Annotated in this window: 11 protein-coding genes and 1 pseudogene; 4 read left to right on the top strand and 8 right to left on the bottom strand. The window is 59.1% G+C overall.

What is annotated here, in order from left to right:
- Positions 1 to 90 precede the first annotated feature (90 nt).
- From baeR to yegD, 7 genes are all read right to left on the bottom strand, one after another.
- Positions 91 to 813: a two-component system response regulator BaeR gene (baeR, locus tag CKK19_RS04655; RefSeq protein WP_015572364.1), complete on the bottom strand. Its 723-nt coding sequence runs from the start codon at positions 811 to 813 to the stop codon at positions 91 to 93.
- A complete protein-coding gene (gene baeS / locus CKK19_RS04650) occupies positions 810 to 2,213 on the bottom strand; it encodes a two-component system sensor histidine kinase BaeS (protein WP_023306582.1) in 1,404 nt (467 codons plus the stop codon). Before baeS ends, baeR begins: the two co-directional genes overlap by 4 nt.
- The gene (locus tag CKK19_RS04645; RefSeq protein ID WP_032623937.1) at positions 2,210 to 3,625 is read right to left on the bottom strand and encodes an MFS transporter; all 1,416 of its coding nucleotides are present in this window, start codon (positions 3,623 to 3,625) and stop codon (positions 2,210 to 2,212) included. The genes baeS and CKK19_RS04645 overlap by 4 nt, the downstream gene beginning before the upstream one ends.
- Positions 3,626 to 6,703 carry a multidrug efflux RND transporter permease subunit MdtC gene (mdtC, locus tag CKK19_RS04640; RefSeq protein WP_063854375.1) on the bottom strand — a complete coding sequence of 1,026 codons (3,078 nt, stop codon included), beginning with the start codon at positions 6,701 to 6,703 and terminating at the stop codon, positions 3,626 to 3,628. It abuts the gene before it with no gap.
- Entirely contained in the window at positions 6,704 to 9,826 is a 3,123-nt protein-coding gene (locus CKK19_RS04635) for an MdtB/MuxB family multidrug efflux RND transporter permease subunit (RefSeq protein ID WP_023300557.1), read from the bottom strand.
- Complete coding sequence (locus tag CKK19_RS04630; RefSeq protein WP_032623941.1) at positions 9,826 to 11,028, bottom strand: MdtA/MuxA family multidrug efflux RND transporter periplasmic adaptor subunit; 1,203 nt, start codon at positions 11,026 to 11,028, stop codon at positions 9,826 to 9,828. Before CKK19_RS04630 ends, CKK19_RS04635 begins: the two co-directional genes overlap by 1 nt.
- Positions 11,029 to 11,239: 211 nt before the next feature.
- Entirely contained in the window at positions 11,240 to 12,592 is a 1,353-nt protein-coding gene (gene yegD / locus CKK19_RS04625; RefSeq protein WP_045308638.1) for a molecular chaperone, read from the bottom strand.
- 130 nt (positions 12,593 to 12,722) lie between these two features.
- Between yegD and alkA the strand changes: the two genes are divergently transcribed.
- On the top strand, positions 12,723 to 13,595 hold the full coding sequence (alkA, locus tag CKK19_RS04620) for a DNA-3-methyladenine glycosylase 2 (protein WP_063853301.1): 873 nt from the start codon (positions 12,723 to 12,725) through the stop codon (positions 13,593 to 13,595).
- Here the strand turns inward: alkA and CKK19_RS04615 are convergent.
- Positions 13,560 to 16,889: pseudogene (locus tag CKK19_RS04615) on the bottom strand (diguanylate cyclase). The gene alkA and the pseudogene CKK19_RS04615 overlap by 36 nt on opposite strands.
- 342 nt (positions 16,890 to 17,231) lie before the next feature.
- Between CKK19_RS04615 and udk the strand changes: the two are divergent.
- The 3 genes from udk to asmA all read left to right on the top strand — a co-directional run bounded on the left by udk (position 17,232) and on the right by asmA (position 20,420).
- Positions 17,232 to 17,873 (top strand): uridine kinase, encoded by a 642-nt coding sequence (udk, locus tag CKK19_RS04610; RefSeq protein WP_000130320.1) that lies wholly within the window; start codon positions 17,232 to 17,234, stop codon positions 17,871 to 17,873.
- 91 nt (positions 17,874 to 17,964) lie between these two features.
- Positions 17,965 to 18,546, top strand: coding sequence for a dCTP deaminase (dcd, locus tag CKK19_RS04605; protein ID WP_006811250.1), 582 nt, complete (start codon positions 17,965 to 17,967; stop codon positions 18,544 to 18,546).
- Between the two features lie 23 nt (positions 18,547 to 18,569).
- A complete protein-coding gene (gene asmA / locus CKK19_RS04600; RefSeq protein ID WP_063853300.1) occupies positions 18,570 to 20,420 on the top strand; it encodes an outer membrane assembly protein AsmA in 1,851 nt (616 codons plus the stop codon).
- The last annotated feature ends 52 nt before the right edge of the window (positions 20,421 to 20,472 follow it).

Genomic DNA, 20,472 nt, shown 5'->3' with positions numbered 1-20,472 from the left:
GTAGCGCTGCGGGGCGGGGAGGTAAAGCCCGGCCCCCTCACCCTAAACCTCTCCCCAGGGGGGAGAGGGCAGGGTGAGGGGAGTATGTTGTCAGGCAATCCTGCACGCATCCGCTTCCCAGCGATACCCCACGCCGTACACCGCGCGAATAAACGACTGGTCGGCGTCCAGCGCCTCCAGCTTGCGGCGCAGGTTTTTGATGTGGCTGTCGATGGTGCGGTCGGTCACCACGCGGTAATCGTCATACAGATGGTTGAGCAGCTGCTCGCGGGAAAACACTTTTCCCGGCTCGTGGGAGAGGGTTTTCAGCAGGCGGAACTCCGCGGGGGTGAGATCCAATAGTTTGCTGCGCCAGCTCGCCTGGAAGCGGCTTTCGTCGACGATCAGCGGGCTTTGTGCATCCAGCACCTGCAATTCACGCTGCGGCTTGCAGCGGCGGAGGATGGTTTTCACGCGAGCGACCACCTCCCGCGGGCTGTAAGGCTTGCAGATGTAATCGTCGGCGCCGATTTCGAGCCCCAGCAGACGGTCGATCTCTTCAATTTTGGCCGTCACCATCACGATGGGCACATCGGAGAAACGACGAATTTCCCGGCACAGGGTCAGGCCGTCAGTACCCGGCAGCATCAGATCCAGCAGGATCAGATCCGGCGGCGTCTGGCGCACGTAGGGCAGCACCTGGTCGCCGTGGCTGATAAGCGTTGGCGCATAGCTCGCGGCACGTAAATAGTCGATCAGCAGTTGCCCAAGTTTAGGCTCGTCTTCCACGATCAAAATACGCGGTGTGTTGTCGTCAATCGGTAACTCGGTCATGCTTCCCTCGATAAATCCCGTTCCAGAGGTAACTCTACTGTAATGCTAACCCCGCCAAAAGGCGAATGGGCGGCGCGGATGGTGCCACCATGCGCCTCCACAATGTTTACGCAAATCGCCAGCCCAAGGCCGGAGCCCCCGCTGGCGCGGTTACGCGAACCTTCGGTGCGATAGAAGCGCTCGAACAGTTTTTCCAGCTGCGCATCCTTCACGCCAGGGGCGGAGTCCGCAAAGGTCAGGGCAAAGCGCCCGTTTTCCTGCTTGCCGGAGATATGCAACCCGCCGCCGCCGTCGGTGTAGCGGAGGCTGTTCTCCAGCAGATTATTGAACAGCTGCATCAGGCGATCTCTGTCACCGAATACCACCGCACTGTCAGGCAGCGAGAGGTTGATTTTCAGGTCACGGCTGGCGAAGCGTTCGCGGAACGCGCCGGTCACGACTTCAAGGATATTGATCACGTCGATTGGGGCTTTCTGGTAGGCCAGGGCGCCTTCATCGGACATGGAAAGCTGATGTAGATCGTCCACCAGTTTGGTCAGCGTACCGACTTCCGCCTGTAGCGAGGCCACGGATTCGGGGGTGAACTGCCGCAAGCCGTCCTGAATCGCCTCCAGCTCACCGCGCAGCACCGCCAGTGGGGTGCGCAGCTCGTGCGAAATGTCGGCCATAAAGTCGCGGCGCATCTGCTGGTTTTTCTCCAGCGTGCTGGCGAGCTGGTTGAAGTCCTGCGCCAGCTTGCCCAGTTCATCCTGACTGCGGGTGTCCACGCGGGTCGAGAAATCACCCGCCGCCAGCTTATGCGTGCCTTCCACCAGGCGTTTTACCGGCGCCAGCAGGCCACGCGCCAGCGGGAAGGTGGCGAGCGCCGCAAGCAGGGTAGAAAGCGCGACAATCAGCCAGCTGGTCTGGCGCTGCTGGCGATCAAAGTTGATGTCGGTGTTGCGCGTCAGCCGCTCGACCGGCGAGGCAATAACCCAGCCCACCGTGGCGCCGTTCGAGGTAATGGCGCGCTTTGTACCGTCCGGCGGTACCGGCGAGCGCGGGCCAACGAGCACGTGCATCTCCTGATCGATCACCCAGAACTGGGTGCGCCAGCCGTGCGGCGGCATGCCCGGCCCCGGGCGGTCGTCGTCATTATCGTGCTCCAGCGAGCGCAGAATTTGAAATATAAAACGATCGTTATTGCGCAGAAAACGCCAGTTACCGTGCAGGCTATACTGTTCCCCCAGTGCGTCGCTTAAGCCCTGTAAGCGCTGTTCGTTACCGTGCTTGATGTAGTCAATAAAGCCGCGCTCAAAGCTTACCCGCACCGCCCAGTGCATGGTAATCAGCAGGACGATACAGGTGGCGAAAATCGCCACAAAAAGCTTACCGGTGATCCCCGGACGCCAGAATTTCATGGTGCACTCCTTTTGCCGCGTCGGATCACAACGTTTTTGGTCGTGTCATTCGGTACTCTGGCAAAGATAAAAGCGGGCAGGGCGATAATTACCGCCATGCTGAGGTAGGTGTATAAAAAGACCTGATGCGCGACGGGGGTGTCGGCGCTGAGATGGTGCTGACCGTACATGCCGAGCAGCAATCCGGCGACCGTGACCCCCACGCTCATGGAGAGCTGCATGATCATCGACAGCAGGCTGTTACCACTGCTCGCCAGTTCGTCCGGCAGATCTTTCAGCGTCAGGGTGTTCATCGACGAGAAGCGCATGGAGTTGATGATCCCCTGGCAGAACAGCACCAGCGGCAGGATGTAGTACCAGCCCAGCAGCGCCACGGTCATAAACAGCAGACTAACCAGCGCCAGCCCGAGCGTGGCGGCCACCAGCACCCGGCGATAGCCAAAGCGGTTTACCACCTGCACCACAATACGCTTCATCCCCATGCTGCCGAGCACCATCGGGATCATCATCAGCCCGGCATGGAACGGCGAGAAGCCCATCCCAATCTGTAAAAATACCGGCGTCATAAACGGCAACATGCCGCTGCCGATGCGTCCGGCAAAGCTGCCGAACAGACCAAGACGGTAGGTGGGATTCTTGAACAGGTTCAGGCTAAACAGCGCGTTAGCGTTGCCTCTGGCATGCCAGAGATACCAGAGAATGGCGGTGACACCCAGCGCTACCAGCAGGGCGAGCGACAGGGAGGAGATCCCCAGCCCTTTTTGCCCGTCGAGCGCCAGGGTGAGCGTCGCCATGCCAGCTGCCAGCAGGATGAAGCCAAAGAAATCAAAGCGCCGGGTCTGCATTTTATAGTTCGGCATCAGCGTCAGGGTGGCAATCGCGCCGATAATACCGACCGGCAGGTTGATCAGGAAGATCCAGTGCCAGGAGGCATACTCCACCAGAATACCGCCCAGCGCCGGGCCCAGCAGCGGGCCGACCTGACCGGGCAGGGTGACGAAGGTCATCGCCGCCATATACTGCGCGCGCGGAACAATTTTCATCACCGTTAACCGCCCGACGGGCACCATCATCGCGCCGCCGACGCCCTGTAGCACGCGCGCCATCACCAGCTGGTCAAGGGTATTGGCCTGGGCGCAAAACAGCGAGCCGGTGGTAAACAGCACAATGGCGGTGAAAAAGATGTTTCGCACGCCGACTTTATCCGCCAGCCAGCCGCTGGCGGGCAGCATCACGGCGACCGTCAGCACGTAGGCGACAATCACCATATGCATGTGCAGCGGGCTCTCCCCCAGGCTTTTCGCCATTGAGGGGAGGGCTGTGTTCACGATGGTCGTGTCCAGCGACTGCATAAAGAAGCCGAACGCGACGATCCACAATTGCCAGCGAACGTTACTGGGTAGGTCGGTCATTTACTCGGTCACCGTGGTTCTCTTTTTACGCGAAAAACGCAGCCGCAGGCGGTCAAAGAACAGATAGACTACCGGCGTGGTGTAGAGCGTCAGCAACTGGCTCATCACCAGGCCGCCAACGATCGTGATCCCCAGCGGCTGGCGCAGTTCAGAGCCGTCACCGCCGGATATGACCAGCGGCAGTGCGCCGAACAGCGCGGCCAGCGTAGTCATCATGATCGGGCGAAAACGCAGCAGACAGGCCTGGAATATCGCCTCGTCCGGCGTCAGGTTGCCGTTGCGCTGGGCGTCCAGGGCAAAGTCGACCATCATTATCGCGTTTTTCTTCACAATACCTATTAATAGCATGATCCCAATGAGCGCGATGAGGCTGAATGGAGCACCGAACAGCTCCAGCGCCAGCAGCGCCCCCACGCCCGCAGAGGGAAGCGTGGAGAGAATGGTCAACGGATGCACGTAGCTTTCGTACAGCACGCCCAGCACGATGTACACCGTGGCAATGGCCGCCAGGATCAAAATGACCTGCGAGTTCATGGTGTCCTGGAACACCTGCGCCGTACCGGCAAAGCTGCCGCGCACGGAGGAGGGCACCCCAAGCTGGGTCATGGCGCGGTTGATGGCGTCACTGGCCTCAGACAGCGACGAGCCGGTTGGCAGGTTAAACGACACGGTCGAGGCGGCGGAAAGCCCCTGGTGGTTCACCGACAGCGGCGCGTTCGACGGCTGCCAGCTGGCGAAGTACGACAGCGGGATCGCCTTGCCGTCATCATTGATCACAAACATCTTGTCCAGCGCGCTGATGTCCTGGGTGTAGCGCGGATCAACTTCCATAACCACCTTGTACTGGTTCATCGGCTGATAGATGGTGGAGACTTCACGCTGCCCGAAGGCGTTGTTAAGCAGGCTGTTGGCCGCCTCCACGTTAATGCCCAGGCGGGCCATAGTTTCACGATCGTAAGTGAGCGCCATCTCCGCGCCATTGTTCTGGCTGTCGGAGTTCACGTCCGCCAGCTGCGGCAGCGCGGCCAGCGCTTTACGGATCTTCGGCTCCCACTCGCGCAGGGCGGCTAAGTCATCCGAGAGCAGGGTGTACTGATAGCTGGCGTTAGCCTGTCGTCCGCCGACGCGGATATCCTGAACGGCCATCAAAAACAGGTTCGCCCCCGGCTCTTTGGCGAGCTTCACCCGCAAGCGGTCAATGATCTGCTGCGCCGTTTCGTGACGTTCACCGCGCGGCTTAAGGGTAATAAACATCATCCCGCTGTTAACGCGCGAGCCGCCGGTAAAGCCGGTAACGTTGTCTACGGCCGGATCTTCCCGGATGATTTTCATAAAGTCCTGAAGCTTGCCGCGCATCGCCCGGAACGAAATGCTCTGGTCTGCCTGAATACCGCCCATCAGCACGCCGGTATCCTGCTCCGGGAAGAAGGTTTTCGGGATGGTGATATACATCCAGACGTTGAGCCCGATGGTGGCGATAAGCACCAGCCCGACAATACGCGTGTGGTTCAGCACCCATTTCAGCGATTTGCCGTAGCCGGACTGCATCGCCATCAGGACGTGGCCAAAGCCTTTCATGCGCGGCTGTGAGTGTGGTTGGCTGCGCTTTAGCATCCAGCCGCACATCATCGGCGTTAGCGTCAGTGAAATCACCAGTGAGATACCAATGGCGACGGAGAGCGTGACGGCAAATTCGCGCAGCAGTCGCCCCGGCAGGCCGCCCATCAGCAGCAGCGGCAGGAACACCGCCACCAGCGACAGGCTCATGGACAGGACCGTGAAGCCCACTTCGCGCGTCCCCTGAAGCGCCGCCTGGAGCGGCTTCATGCCCGCTTCCAGATGACGCGAGATATTCTCCAGCACCACGATGGCATCATCCACCACAAACCCGGTGGCAATCGTCAGCGCCATCAGCGACAGGTTGTTAAGGCTAAACCCGCACAGGTACATGGCGGCAAAGGTGCCTATCAGCGATACCGGGACCGCTACCGCCGGGATCAGCGTGGCGCGCCCCGAGCGCAGGAACAGGAACACCACCAGAATTACCAGCGCGACGGAGATGATCAGCGTTTGCTCTACCTCTTCAAGCGAGGCGCGGATGGTGGGGGAGCGGTCCTGCGCAATCTGGAGATCGATGGCCGCCGGAATGGTTTCCTGAAGCTCCGGCAGCCGCGCGCGGATGCTGTTCACCGTCTGAATGATGTTGGCTTCCGGCAGCTTGCGGATCATCAGCAAAATCGCCGGTTTGGCATTGGTCATCCCGGCGTTACGCACGTCCTGCACCGAATCGGTAACGCTGGCGACGTCGCTCAGGCGCACCGCCGCGCCGTTATTGTAGTGAATAATCAACGGCTGATACTCGGCGGCGGTTTTCAGCTCGTCGTTGGTCTGGATCTGCCAGCGGTGGCTGCTGTCCTCAATCGCACCCTGCGGCTTACGCACGTTGGCGTTGCTGATAGCGGATCGCACGTCGTCAAGCGACACGCCCTGATTAAACAGCGCCTGCGGATTCAGCCCCACGCGCACGGCGGGCAAGGAGCTGCCGCCGACGTCCACGTCGCCCACGCCGTCAATCTGGGCGATGGTTTGCGCCAGCTGGGTGGAGGCAAAATCGTACAGCTCGCCCTGGGAGTAGGTCTCTGACGTAAGCGTCAGGATCATGATCGGCGCATCGGACGGGTTGGCCTTGCGGTAGGTTGGACGGCTCGGCATGCCGCTCGGCAGCAGGCTTTGGGCGGCGTTAATCGCGGCCTGCACGTCACGCGCCGCACCGTTAATATCCCGGTCGAAGTTAAATTCCAGAATGATGCGCGTGCTGCCCAGCGAACTGCTGGAGGTCATCTCGTTAACCCCGGCAATTCGCCCAAGCGATCGCTCAAGCGGCGTCGCCACCGATGAGGCCATGGTTTCCGGCGAAGCACCCGGCAGCGAGGCGCTGACCATGATCACCGGGAAATCGACCTGCGGTAGCGGGGCCACCGGCAGCAGCCGGAAGCCGAGCACGCCGCACAGGGTGATAGCGACGGAGAGTAAAATCGTCGCCACCGGACGGTAAATGAAGAGGGCGAAAAACTTCACTTACGCCTCCTCTTCACGTTTCGGGAAGCGGCTTTTCGTCCACAGGGCCAGACGGTCAAACAGCAGGTAGATAACCGGCGTGGTAAACAGCGTCAGCACCTGGCTCACGAGCAGACCGCCGACCATGCCGATGCCCAGCGGACGGCGCAGTTCGGCCCCCACGCCGGTGCTTAGCATCAGTGGCAGGGCGCCCAACAGGGCGGCGAGGGTGGTCATCAGGATCGGGCGAAAACGCAGCAGACAGGCCTGGTAAATGGCCTCGCGCGGCGCCATACCCTGCTCGCGCTCGGCGGCCAGTGCAAAGTCGATCATCATGATGGCGTTTTTCTTCACGATGCCGATAAGCAGGATGATGCCAATTATCGCAATCACGTCCAGTTCGCTCCCCGCCAGCATCAGCGCCAGCAGCGCCCCCACGCCCGCTGTCGGCAGGGTGGAGAGGATGGTGATCGGGTGGATGAAACTCTCATACAGCACGCCAAGCACGATATACATCGCCACCACCGCCGCGACAATCAGCCAGACGGTGCTGCCCAGCGCGGCCTGGAACGCCAGCGTACTGCCCTGGAACTGAGTCTGAATATCGGACGGGAAGCTGAGTTCTTTCTCCGCGCCCAGAATGGCCTCCACCGCTTCGCCCAGGGAATACCCGTCCGGCACGTTGAACGAAATGGTGGTGGACGGGAACTGATCGAGATGGTTAATCGACAGCGGGGTGTGGCGCTCTTCCACGCTGGCAATGGCGCTGAGCGGCACAATCCCGCCGTCTTTGCTGGTCAGGCGTATTGAGTCCAGCGCGGCAAGCCCGGGCGTGTTCTCGGTGTTATGTTCCAGCACCACGCGATACTGGTTGGCCTGGGTGTAAATGGTGGAGATCAGTCGCTGACCAAAGGCGTTATACAGGGCGTTATCCACATCGGACATGGTAATGCCCAGACGGCTGGCGGTGTCGCGGTTGACGTTCACGTACGCCGCCAGCCCTTTATCCTGCCAGTCGCTGCTGACGTCAGAAACCTGCGGCAGTGCTTTCAGCTTATCCACCAGCTGCGGCACCCAGGTGCTGAGTGCATCAAGCGAGGTGGCCTGGAGCGTAAACTGGTACTGCGTGCGGCTCACCTGCGTATCAATGGTTAAATCCTGGATCGGTTGCAGATACAGCTCAATGCCCGGCACGCGCGCCACCGCGCTTTGCAGGCGCTCAATTACCGCGTTGACGCGATCGTCGCGGTCATCAAGCGGTTTAAGGTTAATTTGCAGGCGCGCGCTGTTGAGCGACGGGTTGGTGCCATCCACGCCCACGTAGGCAGTCAGGCTTTCCACCGCCGGATCTTTCATGATGATCTCAGACACCTGCTGCTGGCGCTGCGCCATGTTGGCGAAGGAGACCGTCTGCGGCGCCTGAAGCGTGCCCTGAATAATGCCGTTGTCCTGAATCGGGAAGAAGCCTTTCGGAATGAAAATCCACAGCATCACGCTGAGCGCCAGGGTGCCGAGCGCCACGCCGAGCGTCGCCCAGGGATGGTTCAGGACTTTCGCCAGCACGCGGCCGTAGGCGGCGATAATGCGCTCGAACATCCGCTCGGAGGCGCGCGAGAAGCGGTTTTGCTTGCGCAAAGATTCGTGGCTCAGCATGCGGGCGCACATCATCGGCGTTAGCGTCAGCGACACCACGGCAGAGATCAGAATGGCGACCGCCAGCGTCACGGCAAACTCGCGGAACAGCCGCCCGACGATATCGCCCATAAACAGTAGCGGGATCAGCACCGCAATCAGCGAGAAGGTGAGCGAGATGATGGTAAAGCCAATTTCTCCTGCGCCCTTCAGCGCGGCGGCTAAGGGCTTTTCACCTTTTTCGATATAGCGCGAGATGTTCTCGATGACCACGATGGCATCGTCCACCACGAACCCGGTGGCGATGGTGAGCGCCATCAGCGTCAGGTTATTAATCGAAAAGTCGAGGAACACCATCACCGCAAACGTCCCGACCAGCGAGAGCGGCACGGCGACGGCGGGAATGATGGTTGCCGGAACGTTGCGCAGGAACAGGTAGATGATCATCACCACCAGCGCAATCGCCAGCATCAGCTCGAACTGGGTGTCTGACACCGAGGCGCGAATATTCGTGGTGCGGTCAGAAAGCACTTTCACGCTCACCGATTTTGGCAGGCTTTCCACCAGCTGCGGCAGCATGGTGCGAATGCTGTCGGCGGTATCAATAATGTTCGCGCCCGGCTGGCGCTGAACGTTCATGACAATCGCCTGCTGCTTATTGGCCCACGCCCCGAGCCAGCTGTTTTCCGCGCCTTGTTCGACGGTTGCCACATCGCCGAGGCGGATCGGCGCGCCGTTTTGATAGGCCACAATCAGCTGACGGTACTCATCGGCGGACTGCATCTGGTCGTTGGCGGAGAGCGTAACTGCTCGGGTTGGGCCGTCCAGCGAGCCCTTCGCTGAGTTAACGTTGGCGCTGCTGATGGCGGTGCGAATGGTTTCGCTGGTTAACCCCAGCGCGGCAATGGCCTGGGCATTGAGCTTAACGCGCACAGCGGGGCGTTGACCGCCCGCCAGCGTCACCAGTCCCACGCCGGTCACCTGCGAAATCTTCTGTGCCACGCGGGTTTCGACCATGTCTTCCACCTGCGTCATCGGCATGGCCGAGGAGGTGACGGCAAGGGTCATGATCGGTGGATCCGCCGGGTTGACCTTGCTGTAAACCGGTGGATTCGGCAGGTCAGACGGCAGCAGGTTAGTGGCGGCGTTAATCGCGGCCTGCACCTCCTGCTCGGCGACGTCCAGCGACAGCGTGAGCTGGAACTGAAGCGTGACGACCGAGGCACCGCCGGAGCTCTGGGAGGACATCTGCTTCAGGCCAGACATCTGGCCGAACTGGCGCTCCAGCGGGGCGGTGATGGCGGACGTCACCACATCCGGACTGGCGCCCGGATAGAGGGTGACAACCTGAATGGTCGGGTAGTCCACTTCCGGCAGCGCCGACACGGGCAGGAAACGGTAGCCAATGATCCCGGCCAGCAGGATCGCCACCATCAACAGGGTCGTCGCAACCGGACGTAAGATAAACAGGCGTGATGGCCCACCTGTAGAGCTCGGCGGCATCACCTGCATCAGGCTTTTGCTCCTGTATTCTGCGCTTCCACCACCTCGACCTGCGCCCCTTCGGTCAGACGGTCAATACCGTCGGTCACGACGCGGTCGCCAGCGGACAGCCCGGCACTGATCACCACCGTCTGACTGTCCTGGATCCCGGTTTTCACCAGATGTTTGCTGACCTTGTTTTCGCTGTTCAGCACCCAGACAAAGTTGCCTTCACTGCCCATTTGCAGGGCCGCCGTCGGGATCACCACGGCGTTTTCTTCTGTCGCGACCAGCATTCGCGCATTGACGAACTGATTCGGGAACAGGGCATCGTCCTGATTGTTGAAGCGTGCTTTAAGCTTGATGGTGCCGGTGGTGGTATCGATCTGGTTATCCAGGCTAAGTAGCGAACCTTCGCTCAGCTTCTGCTTGTTGGTGCGATCCCAGGCTTCAACCACCAGCGCTTTTCCGGCCTTCTGCGCCTGTATCACCGTCGCAATGTCGCTTTCCGGCAGGGTAAAGACGAGATCGATAGGGTGCGTTTGGGTGATCACCACGATGCCCGTAGTGTCGCCGCTGGAGATTTGGTTGCCGATATCAACCTGTTTCAGGCCCACGCGGCCGTCAATCGGCGCGGTGATCCGGCTCCAGTCGAGCTGGAGTTGGGCGCTGGCGACCGCGGCTTCGTCGGCCTTGATGGTGCCCTGAGATTCACTGACCAGAGACTGCTGGGTATCCAGCTCCTGGCGCGACACGAGGTTGGTTTTTACCAGCTGCTGATAGCGGGCTAAATCGCGGCGGGCATTGGCGAGGGTGGCTTTGTCTTTCGCGAGCTGCCCCTGCGCCTGCGCCAGGGCCACCTTAAACTGGCTTGGGTCGATTTCCGCCAGCAGATCGCCGGCTTTCACCTGCTGGCCTTCCTGGAAGTGGATGGCCATCAGCTGACCGTCCACGCGGCTACGTACCGTCACGGTGTTGGCGGCGGTAATGGTTCCCAGCCCGGAGAGATAACGAGGCACCGCTTTATTCACCGCCGTTGCCGCCTGCACCGGTGCCAGCGCCGCGCCGCGCATACCGTGGCGCCCGCCGCCCGTTGGACGTTGTGAGGGGCTATTGGCGCCAGCAGGTGCCGTGGAGTTCGCGGACTGGCTGTGCCAGTACCAGGCGGCGGCCAGGACCACCACAATCAGACCAACGGCGATTGCCCAGCGGGATTTGTTACTGCCTTTCATCGTTATACGTTCTCGTCCTGAAACACTTTCGGGGAATGATACTAGTTTAGTCAGGTAACACAGCGGAAAAATGGAGGAAATATGGAAGACTGTCAGGAATGGTCTGAGTGTGGTGCGTTGTTTCGCCGGGTGGCGGCTTCGCCTTACCCGGCCTACAAGATCCTCGAACCGTAGGCCGGGTAAGGCGAAGCCGCCACCCGGCACAACCCCATTAGCTAAACACCACCTGCGCCCAGCGGGCCAGTCCTGCCGTAACGGAGCCAAAGTCATCGCCGCCGGCAATCGGGATCCCCGGCAGCTGTTCCGCCAGCGCTTTCTTGATCAGCGGGGAACGGGCGCTGCCGCCGGTCAGGTAAATCACGTCCGGTTTCTCTTTGCCATTCTCAAGCGCCAGCTGCACCTGCTCCAGAATACGCTGTAGCGGCTGAGCCAGCGCCATTTCCAGCCCTTCCTGGGTGATAGCCGTAGCCAGATCGTCCCTGATAAACGGCAGCGTAACCGCATGCTCAGGACGATCGGAAAGGGCAATTTTGCTCTCTTCGGCGGTGCGCACCACCCGGTAGCTCAGACGCTGACGCCACACCTTATACAGCAGCGCGACCTTCTCTGCATCCTGCGCATCACGCACCAGATCGTTAAGGAGACGCCCATTCGCGGTGCTGTAAAAATCACTCTGGGCAGGGACGTCGTTGATGGCAATCGCATTCCACCATGGCAGGATCGGCAGGGCGATGCCTTTCTCGGTTTGACCGCCCATGCCGAGCAGCGGCATCAGGCTCTTGAATGCCAGGGCGATATCCAGATCGTTACCGCCCACGCGGCAGCCGCTGTGTCCCAGCAGGCTGTTTTCACGATCGCGACGATGATGCCACTGCGGACCCATCAGCAGTAATGAACAGTCCGTCGTACCACCGCCGATGTCCACTACCAGCACCCGTTTCTCTTCCGTCAGCGTGGCTTCAAAATCCAGTCCCGCCGCAACCGGCTCATACTGGAACACCACGTCACGGAAGCCAGCCCGGTGCGCTGCACGCTCAAGGATCCCCTGCGCCTGCTGGTTGGCTTCGTCGCCGCCCAGCCCCTGGAAGTTGATCGGACGGCCAATCACCGCCTGGGTGATGGCATCCGGCACCTGGGATTGCGCCTGATTGCGGATGTGCAGCATCATCGCGCAGACCAGATCTTCAAACATCGCCACCTGCTGTGGCTTCAGTCCGCTGGCGCCAAGGAAGGATTTCGGCGATTTAACGAAGTAGACCTCTTCCGGGTCTTCAATGTACTGCCCGAGGGAAGAGAGGCCGAACTGCACGCTGGAAGGGGTAACGTCGATATCTTCCTCGCGGTTAAAGCTGACCGCACGGCGCAGCAGCGCCTGGGTTTCCGCCGCCGTGGCCGGAACCTGATGATGGCGGAACAGCCACTCGCTCACCGCTTCACGCGTGGGCGCACAGAGCATTGACGGCAACAGCGTACTGCCGTTTTCCATTTTCAGGAGCTGCGGTTGTCCGTTTTGCATTATCGCAACCGAGCAGTTTGCGGTGCCGTAGTCGAATCCAATAAACACAATAAATCCCCATGCCGGTGAGAAGGGGCGAGACTTTAGCGAAATGTCTGCCAGGCGACAACAGGAATATGAAAGCAAGGCGCAACGCGATCTTTCGGTTTATGCTGAGGTAAATACAAAAGGAGAGACGATGTACACCCTGAACTGGCAACCGCCCTACGACTGGCAGTGGATGTTTGGCTTTCTTGCCGCGCGTGCGGTCACAGGGGTTGAGACCGTTACGGAGGATTACTACGAACGCAGTTTTGGCTATGCGGGGCATCAGGGCATATTTCGGGTTGTGCCAGACAGCGCAACCCATACGCTGGCGGTGTCGCTCAGCCCTGGCCTGATCCCGGTGGCGGATATTTGCCTGGATCGCATTGCCCGCCTGTTCGATCTTGATTGCGACCCGCTAAGAATTGCGCAGACCCTGGGCGATCTCGGCGCGGCGCGGCCGGGGTTACGTTTGCCGGGCGCGATGGATGCCTACGAGCAGGGCGTGCGCGCCATTCTCGGGCAACTGGTGAGCGTTGCGATGGCGGCAAAACTGGCGTCAAGAGTGGTGGCGCTGTGCGGTGAACCCATCCAGGACGCGCCGGGCTACCTCTGTTTTCCTCCGCCAGAGGTACTGGCCGCGGTGGATCCGCTGGCGTTGAAAGCCCTTGGGATGCCGCTCAAGCGTGCGGAGTCGTTGATTCATCTGGCGCAGTCGGTGGTGGACGGTGAATTCCCGCTGTTCCCGCCTGCGAACGTCGAGGCCGGGATGAAGGCGCTACAGCAGCGCCCCGGCATCGGGCGCTGGACCGCTAATTATCTGGCCTTGCGCGGCTGGCAGGCGAAGGATGTTTTCCTGCCGGATGATTATCTCATTAAACAGCGCTTTGCCGGTATGACGCCCGCGCAGATCCGTCGCTATGCCGAGCGCTGGCAGCCGTGGCGCTCGTATGCGCTGTTACATATCTGGTACACCGACGGCTGGTCGCCGTCAGTTGATGGCGAAATAGCTGGTATTCAGCAGTAGATCGAGCGGCTGCGCTTCCCCGATGGTGTCGCCGTAAATAAAGTCAATGCCGATGCCCGACAGCGTATTCATCATGATCGACTGATGGCATGGCCCGGCAATGGTTTTTATGCCCAGACGCTGGGCGTGGCCCTGAATGATGGTCACCATCATCTCATCCATCAGATTGCCGTGGACGTTGGTTACCACGTCTGCATCCAGCAGCAAATAATCAGCGGTGTTGGCGCTGAGCTGGCTGAAGACGTTCATATCGCGTCCAACCCGGGTCAGCACCACGCGACAGCCAGCCTGACGAAGCTTTTGCAGACCCTGCTGCACGTTTTCATCCGTATTGCTCAGCACATCAACGGCGATCGCCAGATGCAGCAGCCGCGCCGGCAGCGGACCTCTGGTGATCAGGTCGAGCAGCTCATCCACCAGCGTGACGCTGGCTAAACCCGCTTCTGAGAGCGGCAGCGCGACGCCCATCCCTTTGGCCGCCACCTGTGCGGCATAGGTACGGAAAAATTCGCTGAATATACGTCGGTCAAGGGCGTGCAGCAGCTCCGGCTCCGCCAGCCCGGCGCGGAAGGCATGCTCTTCCAGCACTTCCCCCTGGCTGGTCCACAACCGCAGGGAAATCAGCCAGAAGCTACTGCTCTCGGGAATGCGCGGTGAGGCGACGCTGCGGGCGATCATCAGCAGATGATTATCTTTGATCATGTGCCACTGCTCATCCAGCGACATCATGCTGCGCGTGCTGTGGATCCGCTCCTGCTGGGGTTCATAGACGGTGACCACACCGCGCCCGCTGTTTTTCGAGGCGTAACAGGCGATATCGGCCTGAGACATCACTTCCGCTGTCTGATAATTAGCGTCGTCAATCAATGTGATCCCCGCGCTGGCGCCGATGCGGTGCAGGCGTCCTTCCCAGGAAAAATGATAGTTGTTGATGGCGTCGATCAACCGGCCCGCAATATAGCGTGCGCTTTCGACGTTGCAGTCCGGCAGCAGCAGGCCAAACTCGTCGCCGCCCAGACGCGCCAGCACGTCGCTGGAGCGCAGCATGGTCAGCATCAGCGAAGAGAGTTCGCGCAGGAGCGCGTCGCCCGCCGCGTGGCCTGCGGTATCGTTCACCGCCTTAAAACGGTCAAGATCGATAAAGACCAGCGCGTGACGCTGATGGGTCTCCTGTACCGTCTGCAACAGGCGCTTAAGATGGTTTTCAAAACTGACGCGGTTCGCCAGGTGGGTAAGGGCGTCATGGGAAGCGCTGTAGCTCAGCTGGCGCAGCATTTTGCGCGACTCGGTGACATCCTGAATCACCAGCACCGAGCCGATAGCGTGCCCCTCCAGGGTGCTGAGCGGGGTAATGCTGTAATGAATGTCGAAACTGCCGCCATTCCGGCAGTTAAGCACCACATCCTGTTCGATATCGGTACGGGACATATCGCCGCTGTGGATGTTTTCCATTAACGGGCCGTTCTCGCCGAAGGTAATGTGCAGCACCTTCAGAACGGGCTGACCCAGCGCTTCGCTTTGCGACCAGCCGCTCATCTTCTCTGCGACCGGGTTCATAAAGGTGATGTTCATGTCGATATCGGTTCACAGCACCGCTTCGCCGATGGAGTCGAGGGTGATATGCAGGCGCTCTTTTTCCTGGAACAGCGCCTCGTTCAACTGCTTCACCTCGGTCATATCCATGTTGATCCCTAACAGCCGCTCCACTTCGCCCTGTTTGTTCAGCACCCGGTTCGCCAGCGAACGAATGTGGCGAATGCCATCCTTGACGCGAATGCGAAATTCCAGCTTGAAAGGCACCCTGGCCTGGAGTGACTCACGCAGTACCTGTTCGGCGTGCGCACGATCTTCAGGCACCATGGCCGCATGCCAGAGCTGCCAGGTAGGTTTAATGTGCGGGGGGATCTCGTACAGCTCAAACATCCGTTTATCCCAGCTGATCACGTCCGGCTCGAGATCCCACTCCCAGATCCCGATGCCGCCGGCTTCGTTCGCGAGGGTGATACGCTCCATCAGACGCTTATTCACCCACTCGGTCTGTTTCAGGTCGTTGATGTCTTCAATCTGGGCAATAAAGTAGAGCGGCGTGCCGTCTGCATGGCGCACAACGGAAACGGCCAGCAGCGCCCACACCACTTCGCCGCTGCGGGTGTAGTAGCGTTTTTCGAGGCTGTAGCTGTTGATCTCCCCGTTAATCAGCTGTTGCAACTGCTCCAGGCCGGTATTTAAATCTTCCGGCCAGGTTAACTGCTGGAACGTGAGCGACTGAAGCTCAGACTGACTGTAACCGAGGAAATTGCACAGCGCCTTGTTGGCCTGAAGCCACTGGCCCTCAATGCCCACCAGCGCCATACCAATCGCGGAATATTCCATCGCATTACGAAAACGTTCTTCGCTTTCCGTAATATGTTTACGCTCGGCCCGGAAGGCATACATCACCATCGTCATAATGTTGGCGGGGAGCAGCATCATCAGAAAGGGAAGCCATGGCGCGTTGAAGGTCACCATCATGTTTGAAGGTGTCATGGAGGGCGGGTTTCGCGCCATCATCAAGGACACCATCATGATGGTGAATAAAAAAATCAGGAATGCTTCCATTCGCGGCAGGCGTACCGCGCTCCACATCAGCAAAACGATGATGCAGGTGAACGGCCACGGCAGCCAGGTGATAGCCGTCCAGCTAAGAACCAGCGTAACGACCAGGGTCACCAGCGTTTCCAGCAGCAGTCTCGGGTTGCGGTGGCGCAGCAGGTAATGCGGTTTAAACAGCAGACCTAAAGGTACAAGCGCCAGCGCGCCAATGGCTTCTGAAAGTACCCAAAACAGAAAATTACGCAGCGGCTCCGCGCCTGGCACCAGAAAATGAACCAGAATGCCGCCCACCAGCGGCGGCACCAGGGCGCTGCCGAGGGCAAGGCGTATCCAGTCGTTGAGGTTTTGCAGCGGGTTATACCAGGGGAGCAGCTTACGCAGCAACACCGCACCAACACAGGCCTCAATAATATTGATTGCCGTGTAGGTTAAGTTGATTGATTCCCATGAAAAGAGCATCCACGAGGCAAAAATATTTCCAAAGGAGCAGGCGAGGGCGATGCCGGGCCACATTTTTCCCGCATGGCGGTAAAACGCCACCATCATAATGGAGGTCGGGAACCACAATGGCGCCAGCAGCGAACCGAAGCGAGTCAGCTCAAGGGAAAATAAGGTGAAGATGAACGTGACCAGACCCAGACAGACAAGCCGCAGTAAAGGATGTGGGGTAGTAACCAAAACCCGCTGGTATTGTTTATTCATTACCGCTCTATCCAGGGACGCCGTGTTGTCAGGAGCCAGCTCCGGACGCGTGAAATCATTAATTTGGTTTATGCTAGTACAAACATTTTACAATTCATATGCTGAGTGCTCAGATTTTGACTTCATAGACTTATAAAATAGTTACTCTGCGAAGAAGGGGGATGAAATGGTGAAAATCCGTGCGTAAAAATTTCGCTAAAGGCGTGAAACGGCGCTTTTCAGCCCGCCTCGCATAACCTGCGCATTCGACTGGTATCACGCCCCCGAAATCCCTATAATTGCCGCGTTTGACGCTCCGGCGTCGTCCTTCCTTACATCCAGGTTAATCAGGTCGCTAAATTTATGACTGATAAGTCTCATCAGTGCGTCATCATAGGCATCGCCGGCGCATCGGCTTCAGGTAAAAGTCTTATTGCCAGTACGCTTTATCGCGAACTGCGTGAACAAGTGGGTGATGAGCATATCGGTGTTATTCCCGAAGATAGCTATTACAAAGATCAATCCCATCTTTCGATGGAAGAGCGCGTAAAAACCAACTACGACCACCCCAGTGCGATGGATCACAGTCTGCTGTTCCAGCATCTGGAAGCGCTGAAGCGCGGCGAGGCGATTGAGCTGCCCGTCTACAGTTACGTGGAACATACCCGCACCCAGGAAACGATCCGCATTGAGCCCAAGAAGGTGATTATCCTTGAAGGGATTTTGCTGCTCACCGACGCCCGTCTGCGCGAATCAATGAACTTCTCGATTTTCGTCGATACCCCGCTGGATATCTGCCTGATGCGGCGTATTAAACGCGACGTTAACGAACGCGGTCGCTCCATGGACTCCGTGATGGCGCAGTATCAGAAAACCGTTCGTCCGATGTTCCTGCAATTTATTGAGCCTTCTAAACAATACGCCGATATTATTGTGCCTCGCGGCGGTAAAAACCGTATTGCCATTGATATCTTAAAAGCGAAAATCAGTCAGTTTTTTGAATAAGCCGTGTGAATTGTGTACCGTTCAGAGATAACCTGGTTTTGCCCTGACGCCGTAAGGATTCAGGGCGCGATGCACGAAAGGAGAAAGTGCCATGCGTCTTTGTGACCGCGATATAGAAGCCTGGCTGGATGAAGGCCGCCTGTCTATCACCCCGCGTCCGCCGGTTGAGCGTATTAACGGCGTGACCGTCGATGTACGTCTGGGGAATAAGTTCCGCACCTTCAGCGGCCACACGGCACCGTTTATCGACCTCAGCGGGCCGAAAGACGAAGTCAGTGCGGCGCTGGATCGCGTCATGAGTGACGAAATCGTCATCGAAGAAGGAGAGGCGTTTTATCTCCATCCTGGCGAACTGGCGCTGGCGGTGACCTTTGAATCGGTCACGCTGCCTGCGGATCTGGTCGGCTGGCTTGACGGACGCTCTTCTCTGGCGCGTCTGGGCCTGATGGTGCACGTCACCGCGCACCGTATCGATCCGGGCTGGTCTGGCCGTATCGTGCTGGAGTTCTTTAACGCCGGTAAACTGCCGCTGGCGCTTCGCCCGGGAATGATGATCGGTGCGTTGAGCTTCGAACCGCTGACCGGCCCGGCAGACCGTCCTTATAACCGCCGTCAGGACGCAAAATATCGCGACCAGCAGGGTGCGGTTGCCAGCCGTATCGATAAAGACTGATCTGTGAGTTCACTGAGGAAGCCATGAGAAGAGTTCTGACAACGCTGATGATTTTGCTGGTGGTGCTGGTGGCTGGCCTTTCAGCGTTGGTGCTGCTGGTTAACCCGAATGACTTCCGGGCCTACATGGTGCGGCAGGTTGAAACGCGCAGCGGGTATGAACTCAAGCTGGACGGGCCGCTGCGCTGGCACGTCTGGCCGCAGCTCAGCATTCTCTCCGGACGTATGTCGCTCACCGCGCCGGGCGCCGCGCAGCCGCTTGTTACGGCGGATAACATGCGTCTTGATGTCGCGCTCATCCCGCTCTTATCCCATCAGCTCCAGGTTGAACAGGTGATGCTGAAAGGGGCGGTGATTCAGCTTACGCCACAAACCGAAGCCGTTCGTCAGGCGAATGCTCCGGTCGCACCGCGTGAAAATACTTTGCCTGACGTTCCGTCTGACACCGGCTGGTCTTTCGATATTGGTAATCTGAAAGTCGCTGACAGCGTGCTGGTTTTCCAGCATGAGGATGACGAACAGATCACCGTCCGCAATATCAACCTCAGGATGGAGCAGGACGCCAACCATCAAGCGACCATGGAGTTCTCCGGGCGGATCAACCGTAACCAGCGCGATCTCAACCTGTCGATGAATGCGAACGTGAACGCCTCTGACTACCCGCACCAGCTGACGGCGGACGTTCAGCAGGTCAACTGGCAGCTGACCGGCGCGGATTTACCCGCGAAGGGGATCGCCGGCCAGGGCACGATGCAGGCGGTGTGGCACGAGGAGCGCAAACAGCTCGAACTGAACGCGCTCAACCTCCAGGCCAACGACAGTTCCCTGAAGGGGCAGGCGAGCGTCACGCTTGATGAAAAACCCAAGTGGGTGTTGGATCTGCAATTCGACAAGCTGAACCTTGAGAACCTGCTCGCGGCCCAAACGGTGAATGCGACCGATGAGGGTGTCGCACAGGTAGGGCAAAGCCAGGTCACGCAGTCGCGTCCGGTGATCTCCTCCAGTCTCGATCTGCCTGACTACAATGGTCTGCGCGGATTTACCGCCGACATTCTGCTGAAAGCGAACAGCGTGCGCTGGCGTGGGATTGATTTTACTGACGTCAACAGCCAGATGTTCAACCACAACGGCCTGCTGGTCATCTCTGAGCTCAGCGGAAAAATGGGGGCAGGAAATCTCTCCCTGCCGGGCACGCTGGACGTACGTAAAGACATTGCCAGCGCCGCGTTCCAGCCGCGTCTGGAAAACGTTGAGATTGGCACCATCCTGAAAGCCTTTAATTACCCGATTTCCCTCACGGGGCAGCTGTCGCTGGCCGGGGATTTCTCCGGCACGAAGATTGATGCGGACGCCTTCCGTCGTAGCTGGAAGGGGCAGGCGCACGTTGAGCTAAAAGATTCGCGCATGGAAGGGCTGAACTTCCAGCAACTGGTGCAGCAGGCGGTAGAGCGCAGCAGCAGCGTGAAGGCGAATGAAAACTACGACAGCGCAACCCGTCTCGACAGCTTTACCAGCGAGCTTGCCCTCGACAACGGTCAGCTCTCGCTCGACGAGATGCAGGGAATCTCGTCCCTGCTGGCGCTGACCGGAAACGGCGCGCTGGATCTGGTGAAAGAGACGGTTGACACCCGCTTCAACGTCCGCGTGAAGGCCGGCTGGGAAGGGGAAGGCCAGCTTGTCGAGTTCCTGAAACAGACGCCGATACCGCTGCGCGTGTACGGAAAATGGCAGGAACTGAATTACAGTTTGCAGGTCGATCAGATCCTGCGTAAGCACCTTCAGGATGAAGCGAAACGTCGGCTGAATGACTGGGCGGACCGCAATAAAGAGTCTCAGTCTGGTAAGGACGTGAAAAAGTTGCTCGATAAGCTCTGATGCCTGTTGTGCCGGGTGGCGGCTTCGCCTTACCCGGCCTACAAAAGCCAGA

The sequence above is a fragment of the Enterobacter sp. CCUG 70166 genome (genome assembly GCF_020224095.1).
GTDB classification, from domain to species: Bacteria; Pseudomonadota; Gammaproteobacteria; order Enterobacterales; family Enterobacteriaceae; genus Enterobacter; species Enterobacter intestinihominis.
This window is presented reverse-complemented; position numbering and strand designations above follow the sequence as displayed.

Coding starts and splice junctions, on each gene's coding strand:
- asmA (WP_063853300.1), top strand. CDS start 18,570: ATGAGAAGAGTTCTGACAACGCTGATGATTTTGCTGGTGGTGCTGGTG.
- udk (WP_000130320.1), top strand. CDS start 17,232: ATGACTGATAAGTCTCATCAGTGCGTCATCATAGGCATCGCCGGCGCA.
- CKK19_RS04645 (WP_032623937.1), bottom strand. CDS start 3,625: ATGACCGACCTACCCAGTAACGTTCGCTGGCAATTGTGGATCGTCGCG.
- CKK19_RS04635 (WP_023300557.1), bottom strand. CDS start 9,826: ATGCAGGTGATGCCGCCGAGCTCTACAGGTGGGCCATCACGCCTGTTT.
- baeS (WP_023306582.1), bottom strand. CDS start 2,213: ATGAAATTCTGGCGTCCGGGGATCACCGGTAAGCTTTTTGTGGCGATT.
- CKK19_RS04630 (WP_032623941.1), bottom strand. CDS start 11,028: ATGAAAGGCAGTAACAAATCCCGCTGGGCAATCGCCGTTGGTCTGATT.
- baeR (WP_015572364.1), bottom strand. CDS start 813: ATGACCGAGTTACCGATTGACGACAACACACCGCGTATTTTGATCGTG.
- dcd (WP_006811250.1), top strand. CDS start 17,965: ATGCGTCTTTGTGACCGCGATATAGAAGCCTGGCTGGATGAAGGCCGC.
- alkA (WP_063853301.1), top strand. CDS start 12,723: ATGTACACCCTGAACTGGCAACCGCCCTACGACTGGCAGTGGATGTTT.